Origin of the sequence: Natronomonas moolapensis 8.8.11 (genome assembly GCF_000591055.1) — an archaeon.
Taxonomy (GTDB): Archaea; Halobacteriota; Halobacteria; order Halobacteriales; family Haloarculaceae; genus Natronomonas; species Natronomonas moolapensis.
The window spans coordinates 2,477,078-2,490,497 of record NC_020388.1 but is presented as its reverse complement, the minus strand read 5'-3'; the positions used below and the strand labels follow the sequence as shown (position 1 = coordinate 2,490,497).

Genomic DNA, 13,420 nt, shown 5'->3' with positions numbered 1-13,420 from the left:
CAATCCAACTTGCGTCGTCCCAGTGATGGTTCACTCGGCGGTCTCGACCGTCGTCCCCGTCTACAACGACCCCGACGGTATCCGAGCCACCCTCAACTCACTCGTCGCTCAGTCGACCGAATCTCCCCACGAAATAGTCGTCGTCGACAACGACTCTACCGACCACACCCCGGAAATCGTCCGATCCTACGAGAACGATCACGACCACCTCACCCTCGTCCACGAAACCGAGATCCAATCCTCCTACGCCGCCCGCAACACCGGCATCCGCAACACCGACAGCGAAATCATCGCGTTCGTCGACGCCGACATGACCGTCCCCGAGGACTGGCTCGACTCGGCGCTCGCGGCGTTCGAGTCCACCAACGCCGATTACATGGGCTGTCACGTCGAACTCACGCTCCCTGACGATCCCTCTCTCGCCGCCCGCTACGATCGCCACACCGGATTCCCGGTCGAGCAGTACCTTGAGTCCCAGCAGTTCGCCCCGACCTGCTGTCTGTTCGTCCGCCGCGACGTCTTCGCCGACGTGGGCCTGTTCGACCACCGACTCGTCTCCGGCGGCGACAAGGAGTTCGGCAACCGCGTTTCAGAGGCGGGCTACGACCGCCACTTCGCCGGAGACGTCACGATGTATCACCCGACCAGGAACGGGCTCCGCGAGCTCGTCTCGAAGGACCGCCGGGTCGGCCGCGGCCTCTGTCAGCTCCAGCGGTACCACCCCGACCGCTACGGCACGCCCGGCGTTCCGCCCCGCCCCAGCGGCATCAAACGCCCCGATCGCGACCTCCCGCTACGCGATCGGCTCGCCTTCGGCGCGCTCTCGACGCTTCTGACGGGGGTTCGAGGGCTGGGGTACTACGAGGCGTATCTCGCCGGGGAGCGCCGAAGCGACCTCGGGGACGTCCCGCGCCTTGAGGACTGATAGAGAACAGCGCACAAACCCGAGTGCCGTCCACCGTGACGGGAACGTCGCGTTCGGAGAGTCATAGACCGGCTGAGGCTCACACAGGGAAACCGCGCCGTATTAGATGGTTGGAGAGAGCGGAGCTCTCTCGTCATCACGAACGGCGCGAGCGCCTTCCGAACGACTACGCCTGACTGCCTGCTGGATCTTCGATCCCGCTCCGTTCACGCCGCGGCGGACGTCATGCGTCCGCCGGTGTCCCATCGCCACCGACATCGACGTCGTCGACGAGCGGGTAGTCGATGTGCATCTCGATCCGGTCGAACGGGACGACGGGTTGCATCGCGCCGCCGGGACCGCCTTCCCGGAGTTCGATGGCCCCGAGTGTCTCCAGTGTCTTCAGGTCCGAGTGGACGTCGGACACGTCACGATCGACGAGACGGGCACTCGCGCGCATGCTGTCGGGTGCGTGCTCGGCGATCGCCCGGATGAGTTCCAAGCGGAGCGGGGTGAGGCTGTCGACGAGGTCGTCGTAGGTTCCAAACTGGAGTATCGTCTTGCTGTCTCGAGTCTCAAGGTCGTCGGCTTCGGTGGTTCGGACGAACTGGAGTGCGTCCTCCCGGAGCTGGTCTCGATCGCCAACGGTGATGTGGAGCGTGGTCATGTTTGAGCCGTATCGACGGTTGCGTCGGTCAGTGTCCGATCAGTAGGGTCTCGGCGGATCGCCGCCCGCGACGTCCCAGTACTCGTCCGCGCTCGCCCAGAACTCGACGAGCCGTTCCACCATCCCGGGGAACGCGACGTCGCCGGCGTCCCCGGCGGCAGTGTGATGCTCGTGGCCTTTGATCCCCTCGTGGGCGTTGTCGTACCGGACGAGCGTTAGGTCCTCAAGGGTACCCAGATGGAGCGTGTACTTCCAGCCCGAGGGGTAGGTCTCGGTGGCCTCGGTCGGCCGGAGCACGACGTTCTCGACGAGGCCGGCCTCGACGTGAGTGTACTGGAAGAGGGGCTCTTGAGCCATTCGCCGTGTGTTGGGTGGGTGCCCAACAACATAAAATCGGGGGTTATACTTCCTCGGTCACATGGATCGGCCCGACCGTCGCGTTCGCGCGCTTGCCGGCCGCGTCGACGACCGTCACCGAGGGGTCGGTCTCGCCGAGTGCGGGCGCATAGCGCGTCGTCGGCGCGTCGGTCACCCGGTCGATCGACCCGTCGCCGTCGAGGTCCCAGCGGTACTCGGCGGGACCGGCGGGCACCTCGCTCGCGCTCGCGTCGAGCGTCGTCGGCGTCCCCTCGAGCATCCACGTCCGGCTCGTCGACAGCGCCGCAGTCGGCGGCTCGGTCTCGAGGACGAACCGCTCGGTGGCGCGCTCGACGGTGCCGTCGAGGGCCACCGTCCGCTGCAGCGTCGACGCGACGAACGGCGACTCCTCGGGCGCCTCGACGGTGACGTTGACCGGCCCCGCCAGATGCAGGCCCGGCGTCCCGCCGAGGGCGACCGTCCCGTCTTTGTCCGTCGTGAGTTCGACGACGCTCGTGGCGTTGCCCGCCCGGTGGGCGATCCGGACGGTGGCGTTCTCGGCGGCCACGCCGCGCTCGTCGCGGACGCGGACGTCGAACCGCGTCGGCGCCGGCAGCGTCCGATTGAGTTCGGTGTCCTCGGTGGCCTCGACCCGCCCGAGCGAGTAGAAGTCGGGGCGCTTCGGGGCGCTGGACTCGTCGGACCCCCCGTCGAAGAGGTCCCCGCGGCGGTACTGCAGTTCGTAGGACTCGTCTTTCGGCACTTCGAGGCTGAACCGGCCGTTCGATCCCGTCGACGCGACGACGGGGTCGCCCTCGGCCGGCGCTGCGATCACGGTGTCGTTGTCGGCGGCGCCGCCGTCGGCCGTCCGGAGCCGCCCCTCGACGAACCGCGTCGAGGTGTTCGGCGCCCGCCCGACGTGGAAGGCGTCGGCCGTCATCGTCCGGACCGTACTCCCCGACTCGGCGTCGACCTCGACTGCGAGACTCACCGTCTCGGCCGACTCGGGGGCCTCGACCGTCGCGCGAAGCCCCCGGTAGCCGAACCCCGCGGGCGTCCGCTCCCAGCCCGAGGCGTCGACCCACGGCGGCGTCTCGGCGCTCCCGGTCGTATGCCAGACGGTTGCGTCCGCGACCGCCTCCCGCGCCGCGGTGCGGATGCGGATCGGCACCGCCCCCGGCCCGGCGGCGTTCGTCGGCGTGGCGTCCTCGAGGCGGACGTCCCGGAGCAGCGGCACCGACGCGCCGGCGGTGTCGTTGCCGCGCAGCGTCACCTCGGTCCGCGTCCGCGTCGAGAGCCGGCCTTCGGGGTTCTCGCCGTCGATCCGCACCGACACCGACTCGGCGTCGCCGACCGGGACGCCCCCGACGTCGATGGTGGGATCGTCGCTGCGGCGCTCGGCTCGGATCTCGCCGTCGACGGCGACCGAGACGGCGTGTTCGCCGCGCGCGTACAGCCGGGTGCCCGCGCCGTCGTCGAGCGGCCGCGCCCCGACCGAGGCGGTCCCGTCGTCGATGTCGACGTCCGCCGTCGCGACGAAGGGGTGCGACAGCGCGGCGTTCGGCGGCCACCCCGGGACCTCCCGCTCGCTCGGCGTCGACAGCGCCGCTCGCCACCCCTCGAGTCTGAGGTGTCGGTCGTGGTCGATCTCGGGGGTGCGGTGGACGCGCTGGAGCGAGCGATCGCCGAGCGGGAACCACGAGAGCCCGCGGCCGCTCTCCGTGCGCCGCACCGAGGTTCGCTCCTGGACCTCGGGGGTCCGATCGAGCGTCGTCCGCCCGATCCGGTAGGTGGTCGTCTCGAGGTCGTCGGGACGGACCGTCCGGGGCGCCGCCCACTTGGTCCAGCGGACGTGGTGGCTCAGATGGAAGACCTCGGCGGCGTCGAGCGCCGCCCCGTCCGTCTCGGTCGTGAGCAGGTACCTCGCGGTGAAGGCGGTCTCGCGATCCCGCGAGACCCGGACCGTCCGGGTGTCGGCATCGAGGACGCGCCGGGAGAGCCGCTCGGTCCCACCGGCCGTCTCCGTGACCATCGACGCCGCGATCGAGCGGTTCTCGAGGGGGCCGTATCTCGATTCGAGTGCGGTCGCGTCGACCCCCGCCCGGACGGTCTCGGCCTCGTCGAGGACGACCCGGGTGTCGCCGTCGACCCGGAGGCGCTCGGAGAGAAACACCACGGATCCGCTCGCGTCGTCGACGCCCGCCGACCAGACGACGTAGGTGCCGCCGCCGGCTAGGAAGCTCGCAGTCCCGTCCTCGACGGCCAACACCTCGCTGTGGGTGTCCTCCTCGGTGAAGACGAGCAACTCGTCGCCGTCGACGCGGTCGCCGGCCGACAGCGGCCGCTTCTCGACGGTGACGCGGCCGCCGCGGACGAACCCGACCGCGATCGACCGGGGCTGGCCGTCGACGGCGTAGCGGATCGCCCCGGCGTAGACGCCCGAGGAGACGTTCCCGTCGACCCGGACCCCGATCGTCGCCCGCTCGCCCGGTGCGAGCGAGCGATCGCTTCGGTGCAGCGATATCGCCCCGTCGGCCCGCTCGCCCGTTTCGGCGTTTCGGAGGGTCGCCTCGAAGGTGAGGTCGTGGCGGCGGTCGTCGCGGTTCTCGACGGTCACGGTCCGGGTCACCGCCTCGTCGTCGTCGACGACGCCCAGATCGAGGACGCCGTCGGCGACGACACCCGGCGCGAGCGCGGCGTCGGCGTCGACGACGCCCGATCCGGCCGCTGCCGTCCCGTTTTCGTTCCCGGCGACTGGCCGAGCGGTGCCCGTCAGGCGGCGCTCCAGCGCTGCCGGCCCGAGGTCGGGGTCGGACTCGGCGAGCAGCGCGGCCACGCCCGCCGCCTTCGCGGCCGCGATGCTCGTCCCCGTCCGGCGGGCGTAGGGGTCGGCGTGTTCGTCGCCGCTCTCTCCGCCGCCCTCGCCGTAGCCGGCCCGCGGGCCGACGATCCCGACGCCGGGCGCGAGCAACTCGGGCTTGAACGCCCCGGCCCGCGTCGGGCCGTAGGCGGAGCGCTCCCAGACGGTCCCCGCGCCGTCGGCTGCCCCGACCGTGAGCGCCGCCCGCGCGGTGCCCGGCGTGGTGACCGAGCGCGGGCCGGCCCGGTTGCCCGCCGAGGCGACCACTAGCGCCCCCCGGTCGTTCGCCCACTCGACGCGCTCTTCGATCACCGCCGGCTCGGAGCCGACGCTCTGGAGGCTCAAGAGTACGATATCGGCGTCGGCCTCCGAGACGGCGTACTCGATGCCCTCGGCGACGGTCGCCTCGTCGGCGTCGCCGTCCTCGGCCATGATCCGGACGTCGACCAGCGCGGCGCCCGGCGCGACCCCGGCGTGGTCGCCGTTGCTCGCCGCGCCGCTGCCCCCGAGGACGCCCGCGACGAACGTGCCGTGGCCGCTTTCGTCCGTTCCGTTCTCTGGGTGGGTCGGCTCCGCGCCGGTGAGGTCGACCCGCTCCGTGACGCGGCCAGCGAGGTCGGGGTGGCCGTCGTCGATGCCACTGTCGAGGACCGCGACGGTGACGCCCTCGCCGGTCGCCTTTGCATTCGCGTTTGTATTCGCGTTTGCATTCGCGTTCGCGTCTGCATTCGCGTCCGCGCCCACGCCCTGTCCCCCGCCCGTTGGCTCAGCAACCGCGAGCGCGCCGGACGTGGCTGCGAGCACCGCAAGCGACCAGAGGACGGCGAGGACGGCGAGGACGGCGAGGCGTCGGGTCCGCCCGGAGGGGGCGCGGGGAACGGATACCATCGATCGACGCTTTGGGGGCTCGGGATTTATATTGCCGGCCGCGGGACGGCGCCTCCGGATGCAGTCGCCGGGCCGGGAGCGGATTACCAACAGCGTGTGGCCGTTCCCGTCGGTGTAGAGGATCGTGTACGTGTCTCCCGCCTCGCAGATCGGATCGAGCGTGCCGTCGCTGTCGAACTCGCCGAGGTGGACGTACTCCCCGGCCTTCACCGTCTCGCCGCCTGTCCACGCGTCGCTCCAGGCGATCGTGTTCCCCGCCTCTCGTCTCTCATACGGATGTCGTCCGCGTCGGCCGTCTCTCCCAACGTGTTCGTCACTTCGACGCAGGGCCGGTGGTCGGCGTTCCCCTCGCCGCTGGCGGCGTACTCCGCCTCGAAGTAGCCCGTCGGTGCCGGTTCGATCAGGTCGTCGCCGACGTCGAGCGCCAGCGCGCCGAACAGCGCTGCGACAGTCGGAGACGACGCTCACCGCGTTCGAAGAGTCGAAACCCTCTACCAGCGTTCACGGGACTGATACTGACGGCCAAACGAACGGACACACGACGCAAAGCACGCCGTTCGACGGCGCGGCCGGCGGCTCACTCGTGCGTCGGTGCCATGTGAGTCCGTCCATCAGTATGAAGCTCTCGTGCAGCCCGCCAGAACCGAAGGTTCTGGAGACGACGACTGACTGGTATTCCCCATGCGTCGGAAGCCTTGCCGTCGCCGGGCTTCGCCCGGCTGCTTGAGGGATCTTCGATCCCTCTCCGTTTACGGCGCGGAGGATGTCACTTCGCTCTCCGAAGTTCAACAGCAAAGACGGCCCCCTTGGGGTCGTTGTCTTCGACCCAGACGTCGCCCCCGAATTGGTCTACCAGCGTGTCGACGAGATACAGGCCGATGCCGGTTCCGGAACTATCGAGACCCTTCTGTCCTTTCCCGAATATTTTCTCTTTTCGTGTATCCGGAATCCCGGGCCCGTTATCGGCGACCCGGACGCGAACGGTTTCACCCGTATCGACGAATCCGACCGTGATCTCGGGTGTCGCCTCGTCGTTGTGCTGTACCGCATTCTCGAAGAAATTCCTGAAGACCGACGAAAGCATCTCGTTTGCGTGGACGGATACGTCGGGTATGGCACCCGAGACGCGGACCCGCGCGTCCGGATAGGATTCACGGATCGTCGCGAGCTCCGCGCGTACACACTCCTCGAGGTCGACAGGTGTCACCTCGGTCTCGTCGTCTCCCACCAGCGATCTGACGAAGTCCCGGGCGATCTCCGTGAGTTCGATAACGTGGTGGGACTTCTGTAGAACGTGGTCGAGAGCGTCCTGTAACTCCCCGTCAACGTTGCCCTGGAGCGTTTCACCCCAGCCGACGATGACCGACATGTCGTTTCGGATGTCGTGGCGAACCACGCGATTCAACGCTTCTAGTTGCTCGGTCGTCTTTTGTAGCTGTTCTTCGTAGTGCTTGCGCTCGGTGATCTCGCGCGTGTTGATGACGAACCCCCCGATGTCGGAGTCGGTCCTGTTTGTCGTGACGGACTCCGCCCAGACCCACGACCCGTCGGCGTGTCGAAGCCGATGTTCGTGTCTTTCGGTCGATCGACCGGGCGTTCCGGCGATCCGATCGAACGCATCGGCGGCTTGCGCTCTGTCGTCGGGGTGAAGCAGATCAAACGCCTGTTGTCCGACGAGCTCATCGGGGTCGTATCCGAGCATCGCTTCGACAGCCGGATTGGCGAACTGGATGATCCCGGTCTCGTCGAGCAAAGCGACGACGTCCGTCGAGTGATCGATAAGTGTCTTGTACTGTTCGACGGTCTGAAGTTCCATGATTGATCTCCCCGACGTTACTGTCTGTTTGAGTGAGTTTCGAGTGACGTCCTCCCGCGCCCACGGGTGCCGGCCTCCCACCCGGTGTCGGCAGGCGGGTCCCCCCCGAAGGTCGGGAGGCGACGGTTCGCCGAACAGTGAGCCAGTGGCGTTGCCACGAAGCCGCTCCTCCTCCCCTCGAAAGGGCTTCGGGGTACCCGATTGCCTTGCGGTCGTCGGCGTGGCCGGCTTGCTCTTTGTTTCCGGCTCTGAGCCGTGTCGAACGCCAGCTCCCCACACACGACGCACGATACACCGGTTTGTGACTTAAATTGTCGGATCCATCCGGTCAGTAAAATCGCCAGCGTTCTTTTCGAACCTGTATGTCCCTGACGACGGGTTTTATATTGCGAGTTCGTTGTCCGGGCGCTGTTCGCCGCGTGCACACGAACCGAAGATGCCCAACTCGCCGATCGAGTACTCCCGCTCGACGCGGCTCGAGTTCGGCGAGTCGTGCGGAGACGTCCTCGGCCGGGGGCATACGCCGACGTTCGACCGCGCTGGTCAATTGCAATTCGGGCGTCCCGGCTACCGGCTTTTATGTACTGGTCGCCCCAATCGGACGGTATGGATCGCCGGACCTGGCTCGCGACGACGGCGGCGCTGGCCGGCCTCTCGGGCTGTCTCGACGCCGCGAACGACGCCGACGCGGTGCCCGGGGACGGAACGCCCGCGCCGGACGATGGAACGCCCGCGCCGGACGATGGGACGCCCGCGCCGGACGATGGGACGCCCGCGCCGGACGATGGAACGCCCGCGCCCGAGGCGACGCCGACCCCCGAGCCGGTCCACGAAAGCTACGAGACGACCGAGATCGGCGTCGTTTCCGAGGACGGCTCCGAACTCGGATCGGTGACGGCGGCCATCGCCGACACGGGTGACCTCCGTTATACGGGCCTGAGCGACACCGACTCGCTGCCCGAGGACCGCGGGATGGTGTTCGTCTACGGGTCGGTCGCCGACCGGACGTTCGTGATGCGGCGGATGGACTTCGGGATCGACATCGTCTACGCGGACTCGGCGGGCACGATCACTAAAATCCATCACGCGCCCGCCCCCGGTCCCGACGAGGTCGGCAACGACCAGGCGTATCCCGGTCGGGGACAGTACGTCCTCGAGGTGAACTACGAGTGGACGACGCGACACGGCGTCGAGGCGGGCGATCGACTCGAGTTCGACCTCGGGTGAGGATCAGGGCAGACGGGTTTGTCGATTGTCCTTCTGACCAATAGACTCATTATATTGGTCCACGCACCAATAAGTGAGGATAGCCTCGCTGACTGACGACGACCTCGATGGCGTGAGCGAGGGACGGACGTACCCCGACGGGACCGTCATCCGCGTGTTCACCATGCGTACCGATCACGACGCGTACCCGTCTGGGTGGGCCTACAAATTCCACTACGGTGCGACGGAGCCGGACCCGCCCCGCACGCTCGAGGACGGGACGATTCGTCGCTACGATAACTCTCATGAAGATACCAAAGGACACGAACGGCACGTCGCACCGGGCTCCGGCCCCGACATCATCGAATTCCCCGGGATGGTCGAACTCTGGGCACGGTTCTGGAGCGAGGCCCCAAAGTCCGAACTCGAGGTCGAGTGAGGCCGTCACACCACGGTGATACTCATGAACGATACCACGCCGCCGCTGCACCCGATGGAGCGCGAACAGCTTCGGGCCGAATCGACCCTCGTCGTGACCGTGAAGTCCTCCGACGAGTTTCACGACGACGTCACCGACGGGATCGAAGCGCTCGAACGGGGCGACGCGGTGGATTCCACGCCGACACTCTCGTTCCCTAGCTATGACGACCTAATGGCGACGTTGACGCCGCGCGTCCTCGATCTCATCGAAGCCATCCGTCAAGAAGGTCCAGCCAGCATCAACGAGACTGCGCGGGTCGTCGACCGGGACGTAAAGAACGTCCACGAGGAACTCAGCCGGCTCGCCCAGTTGGGCATCATTTTCTTCGAGGAAGACGGCCAGTGTAAGCGTCCAGTCGTCTGGTTCGACGAACTCGTTATCAACCTCACGTTCGACCCGAACGCCGACGACACGGCCGCCGCCGCGCCGTGAACACGGCGCTCGTTGCGTTCGATCGGCCGTTCGTCCCTCCGAGGGTGACTGGGGCTTCTTATTCGCCTGCTCCGTCCTCGACGGCCCCGGTGTCCGTCGCGTTGGCGTCCCCGCCCTCGGGTGTCTCGGAAAATTCGTCGTAATCGCTCGCTTCCGAAATCGCCGAAATATAGTCCTCTGTAAGTACGCTAACGAGCGTCGCCGGGTTGCCAGTAGCCCGCATGACAAGCGCCTCTTCATCGACGTCTTCGATCTCGGCACCGCCGGATTCGAGACTCTCTTGAGCGTTAGTTGCTGTCTCGGCTAACAGCTCTGACCTCTCCTCAGAGAACTGTTCGGCAGCCTCACTCTGTGTCACGTTGCCCGCCTCCACTTCCTCTACGAGCTCCTGTCGGCGCATTTGAAGAGCATCCCTGTCGGGATTAAGCACGACAGTGACCGTCACCTGATCCTCCGTGCTCGATTGGGCGGGGGCGTCCTCGGCGGAGCCACACCCGGCGATCGCTGCTGTCATCCCGACGCTCGCGGTCTTGAGGAATCGGCGGCGGCCGTGTTCGTCCATACGGACGGTGGGGGACAGCGCCGGATACGTTTTGTGAAGGCCGACAGCGCCCCGTCGCTCGCTACGCCCAGTAGCCGAGCACGTGCGCCGCGCCGACGACCGCCGCGCCGCCGACAGCGTGTTCGGTGCCGACCGCGCCGGCGAACGCCCCGAGCAGGCCGACGACCTCGCTCGGGAACCCCGGATCGTCGCCGCCGTCGTCCCCGTCGCTTTCGTCCGTGCTCTCGGCGCCACTGCCGTCGTCGCTGTCGTTCGTCTCCCCGCCTCCGCCGTCCTCGCTCCCCTCGTCTCTCCCGCTTCCCCCGCCGTCGCTCTCGTTGCCTTCCTCGCTCTCGCTTGCGCCCCCGTCCGTCTCGTTTCCGACGACCAGCCGGCCGACCGCCTCGTCGTCGGGCGTCGAGAGGACGTAGGGGTACGTCCCCGCCTCGAGCGTCCCGGCCTCGAGTCCGACCGAGCGGTTCGCCCCGCCCGCGAGCGTCCGCTGGATCGAGTCGACGTCGGCATCGCCGACACGGAGGTCGATCGGTTTCGATTCCGTCGCTGCCCCGGTGTTCTCGATCACCGCCTCGACCGTCGCCCGCTCGCCGGGGTCGAGTTCGACCCGCTCGGGCGCCTCGCGTATCACGAAGCGACTCGGCGTCCCGCGGTCGCCGCTCACGACGCCCGCGCGCTTGTCGACGATGCGGTCCTCGGCGTAGAACTCCACCTCGACGCCCTCGCCCACCCGGAGCGCAGAGAGGTCCCGCGTGGCCTCGAAGGCACCGGACTCGGTGACGTTGACGTCGTCGATGGTGATCCGCGTCGGGTTCGAGCGGTCGTCGGCGACGATCTGGATGTAGAACTCCGAGGCGGGCGCGACGTTCGTCTCGCCGGTCAGCGTGACGTTCGTCCCGTTCGACAGCGCGACCGCGCCCTCCGTGGTCGTCTGATCGTACTCGGCGTACGACTCCGCGACGGTGAACGGGACCGTCTCCGTCGTGCCGGTCTCGGCCCGGTTCAGGTACGGGTAGTGTTCGGTGCCGTCCTCTGTCGGCTCTGACTCCGGGTCGAACGCCGGGGGGCGGGTCGCCGAGAGGGCGTCGTTGCCGAAGCGATAGCGCTCCTCGGGCGGGGACTCGTAGCCGTACTCGAACTCGAAGTCGTCGCTCTCGCCGTCGCTGAACGTCCCATCGAAGGCGCCCGCATCGCGCGTGTCGACGACGAGATAGAACCGGCCGTCGACCACGCGCTCGTTGTTCTCGTCGATATCGGGCAACAGGTACGCCTCGCCGTCGGTCGCCCTCCCGAGGTCGAGTTCGGTCCGAGGCTCGTTCTCGTCCATGTCGGTCTGGAGCGCCTCGAGGATCACCCCCTCGTGTTTGTCCAGCAGTTTCTGTGCGTCCTCGGGGTGGACGCCCCCGCCGAACCCGGCGACGCCCCCGTCGGCGAGGTAGTGTAAGGCCCCGTAGATCCCGGTCGCGTTCACTTCGACGACGAGGCGGTCCTCCTTGGCGACCGTCTCCCGCTGGGTCGTGCGTTCGAGGAGTCCTTCCAGCGAGTCGGGACCACTCGGACTGTTGGGCTCGTTGGCCGCCCCCCGCGGCGCGACGTACGTCTCGATCGACTCGACGCCCGGATCGGTCAACTGGAGGTTCGAGCGGGCGATCGGGTGCGCGAAGTCGGCGATGCCGTCCTCGCGCAACTCGACAGTGCCGTCGGCCCCGAGGACGAACCGGTAGCGCTCGGGCTGGATCGGCCACGGCTGTGCGGACATCCCCATCTCCGCGCGGAAGGCCGTCAGGCTCTCCCAGTTTCGGCGGCCGTCCTCGCCCCTGAAGCGGACTTCCGAGAGCCGGGTGTTCCCGTCGGCATCGCCGTTGAGATAGCTCTCGACGGTGCCGTCGGCCTGATAGATCTCGTCGGTGCCGGCGTCGGTCCCGAGCAACCGCGTGTTGATCGTCACGTTGTCCGCCCCCTCCACGTAGAGGATGTCGAAATAGTTCGTCGGCCGCCCCTCCCGCTGTTTGTGGTCGGCACCCACGAGCAGATAGGCGCCCTCGGCGTTCTCGAGTTCGACGTCGACAGTGACCATGTCCCCGGCCGCCACCTCGTGGCGGTCGGTCCCGAAGGAGCCGTCGATTTCGGGGTCGACGACCTCGAGTTCCAGCCGCGTCTCGACCTCGGACCCGACCGGCGAGAGGTCGAAGCGATACGTCGCCGCGTCGAAGTCCCGAGCTGACAGCTCGATACCCGGACCCTGCCCCGGGGGTGCGACCCTGATCTCGTCGCCTCTGCGCTCGACGGAGCTCTGTTCGTCGCCATCGAGCATCTCGAACAGTTCGTCGTCGGTCAGATCAGGCGACGAGATCGTCACGTTTCTGCCGGGCGCAGCGGACCCGAGCCCCGACAGCCCGGTCGTGTGGTCGTCCTCGGCGCCGTAGGCGTCGATCTCGCTGCTGCCGAGCGACGGATCGAAGCCGATCGACTGGACGTCGACCGTCGCCGTCTCCGAGGCGATGCGTTCGCCCGACTTTTTTATCAACGCCGCTTCGATCGGCACCTCGCCCGCCGCCGTCGGGTGCGCGACCCTGACGTCGACGACGACCGTCTCGCTTTTCGGTTTCACCCGGACGCTGTCGTTCGTCGGCCCCGCCGTCGCCACTCCGGTCGCGACGTCGACTGACTTCGTTTGCTCGGCGGACCACCCCGTGAGGTCGAGTTCGACCCTCGCGTTCGCTTGAGACGCGTTCGCCGTCTCGACGGTCACGGTGTGAGTATCGCTGACGCCCGCGAGACTCTCGTCGGGGGCGACCGTCACGTCCTCTATCGTCGCCTCGCTTTGCGCCGCGGCGGTCCCGCCGGCCAGCCCGACGCCGACCAGTACCGCGAGGGCGACGCACAGACAGACCGCCCCGAACCGGCGCGCGCGGAGCGGAGAGCGGGCGGGAGACGCTGCCATTACCGATGAATCACGCGCTCCGATTATCAAGTCGCGACCTGTTTCGGCGGCCGAAACGGGCCTCGCGCCGGACCACACCGTCCGCCTTTTATACCGACGCGCGCCCTACACCGTCCGCCTTTTATTCGACCGGCCGAACACCCCACATGACCGACGACGCAGACGCCGCCGACGCCATCGATCGCTTCCTGCGGAAGGCCGACGACGCCTACGGCGAGTACGAGGCGGGCTACGCGGACGCCGACGCGACGCTTCGCAGGCTCGAACGCCACATCGAGGAGCTCCGCGAGGCCCGAGAAAGCGAGTGAG

General features: G+C 68.0%; 11 protein-coding genes. 5 read left to right on the top strand and 6 right to left on the bottom strand.

The annotated features are described in order from the left end of the window. Nucleotides 1-25: 25 nt before the first annotated feature. A complete protein-coding gene (locus NMLP_RS12005) occupies nucleotides 26-925 on the top strand; it encodes a glycosyltransferase (RefSeq protein ID WP_015410388.1) in 900 nt (299 codons plus the stop codon). A gap of 223 nt (nucleotides 926-1,148) precedes the next feature. Here NMLP_RS12005 and NMLP_RS12000 read toward each other — a convergent pair whose 3' ends face one another. The 4 genes from NMLP_RS12000 to NMLP_RS11985 form a co-directional block, all read right to left on the bottom strand. Continuing rightward, nucleotides 1,149-1,571: an HVO_A0114 family putative DNA-binding protein gene (locus NMLP_RS12000; RefSeq protein ID WP_015410387.1), complete on the bottom strand. Its 423-nt coding sequence runs from the start codon at nucleotides 1,569-1,571 to the stop codon at nucleotides 1,149-1,151. A 39-nt stretch (nucleotides 1,572-1,610) separates the two neighbouring features. Next, nucleotides 1,611-1,928 (bottom strand): toxin-antitoxin system TumE family protein, encoded by a 318-nt coding sequence (locus NMLP_RS11995; protein ID WP_015410386.1) that lies wholly within the window; start codon nucleotides 1,926-1,928, stop codon nucleotides 1,611-1,613. A gap of 43 nt (nucleotides 1,929-1,971) precedes the next feature. Then, a complete protein-coding gene (locus NMLP_RS11990) occupies nucleotides 1,972-5,886 on the bottom strand; it encodes a S8 family serine peptidase (RefSeq protein ID WP_049926533.1) in 3,915 nt (1,304 codons plus the stop codon). 556 nt (nucleotides 5,887-6,442) lie between these two features. Further along, a complete protein-coding gene (locus tag NMLP_RS11985; RefSeq protein WP_015410384.1) occupies nucleotides 6,443-7,492 on the bottom strand; it encodes a two-component system sensor histidine kinase NtrB in 1,050 nt (349 codons plus the stop codon). A gap of 606 nt (nucleotides 7,493-8,098) precedes the next feature. Between NMLP_RS11985 and NMLP_RS11980 the strand changes: the two genes are divergently transcribed. The 3 genes from NMLP_RS11980 (at nucleotide 8,099) to NMLP_RS11970 (ending at nucleotide 9,611) form a co-directional block, all read left to right on the top strand. Then, nucleotides 8,099-8,719, top strand: coding sequence for a DUF192 domain-containing protein (locus NMLP_RS11980; protein ID WP_015410383.1), 621 nt, complete (start codon nucleotides 8,099-8,101; stop codon nucleotides 8,717-8,719). A 79-nt stretch (nucleotides 8,720-8,798) separates the two neighbouring features. Then, the gene (locus tag NMLP_RS11975) at nucleotides 8,799-9,137 is read left to right on the top strand and encodes a toxin-antitoxin system TumE family protein (RefSeq protein WP_173400759.1); all 339 of its coding nucleotides are present in this window, start codon (nucleotides 8,799-8,801) and stop codon (nucleotides 9,135-9,137) included. A 24-nt stretch (nucleotides 9,138-9,161) separates the two neighbouring features. Then, entirely contained in the window at nucleotides 9,162-9,611 is a 450-nt protein-coding gene (locus tag NMLP_RS11970) for an HVO_A0114 family putative DNA-binding protein (RefSeq protein WP_015410381.1), read from the top strand. A gap of 58 nt (nucleotides 9,612-9,669) precedes the next feature. On the opposite strand, the gene NMLP_RS11965 is transcribed toward NMLP_RS11970, so the two are convergent. Continuing rightward, nucleotides 9,670-10,173, bottom strand: coding sequence for a hypothetical protein (locus NMLP_RS11965; protein ID WP_015410380.1), 504 nt, complete (start codon nucleotides 10,171-10,173; stop codon nucleotides 9,670-9,672). 61 nt (nucleotides 10,174-10,234) lie between these two features. Further along, entirely contained in the window at nucleotides 10,235-13,111 is a 2,877-nt protein-coding gene (locus NMLP_RS11960) for a BGTF surface domain-containing protein (protein ID WP_015410379.1), read from the bottom strand. 146 nt (nucleotides 13,112-13,257) lie between these two features. On the opposite strand from NMLP_RS11960, the gene NMLP_RS15660 reads away from it, so the two are divergent. Beyond that, nucleotides 13,258-13,419 (top strand): hypothetical protein, encoded by a 162-nt coding sequence (locus tag NMLP_RS15660; RefSeq protein ID WP_015410378.1) that lies wholly within the window; start codon nucleotides 13,258-13,260, stop codon nucleotides 13,417-13,419. Nucleotide 13,420 lies beyond the last annotated feature (1 nt).

Excerpts from the sequence above, each read along its gene's own strand:
- NMLP_RS12005 (WP_015410388.1), top strand. The coding sequence starts at position 26 with ATGGTTCACTCGGCGGTCTCGACCGTCGTCCCCGTCTACAACGACCCC.
- NMLP_RS12000 (WP_015410387.1), bottom strand. The coding sequence starts at position 1,571 with ATGACCACGCTCCACATCACCGTTGGCGATCGAGACCAGCTCCGGGAG.
- NMLP_RS11995 (WP_015410386.1), bottom strand. The coding sequence starts at position 1,928 with ATGGCTCAAGAGCCCCTCTTCCAGTACACTCACGTCGAGGCCGGCCTC.
- NMLP_RS11985 (WP_015410384.1), bottom strand. The coding sequence starts at position 7,492 with ATGGAACTTCAGACCGTCGAACAGTACAAGACACTTATCGATCACTCG.
- NMLP_RS11980 (WP_015410383.1), top strand. The coding sequence starts at position 8,099 with ATGGATCGCCGGACCTGGCTCGCGACGACGGCGGCGCTGGCCGGCCTC.
- NMLP_RS11970 (WP_015410381.1), top strand. The coding sequence starts at position 9,162 with ATGAACGATACCACGCCGCCGCTGCACCCGATGGAGCGCGAACAGCTT.
- NMLP_RS11965 (WP_015410380.1), bottom strand. The coding sequence starts at position 10,173 with ATGGACGAACACGGCCGCCGCCGATTCCTCAAGACCGCGAGCGTCGGG.
- NMLP_RS11960 (WP_015410379.1), bottom strand. The coding sequence starts at position 13,111 with ATGGCAGCGTCTCCCGCCCGCTCTCCGCTCCGCGCGCGCCGGTTCGGG.
- NMLP_RS15660 (WP_015410378.1), top strand. The coding sequence starts at position 13,258 with ATGACCGACGACGCAGACGCCGCCGACGCCATCGATCGCTTCCTGCGG.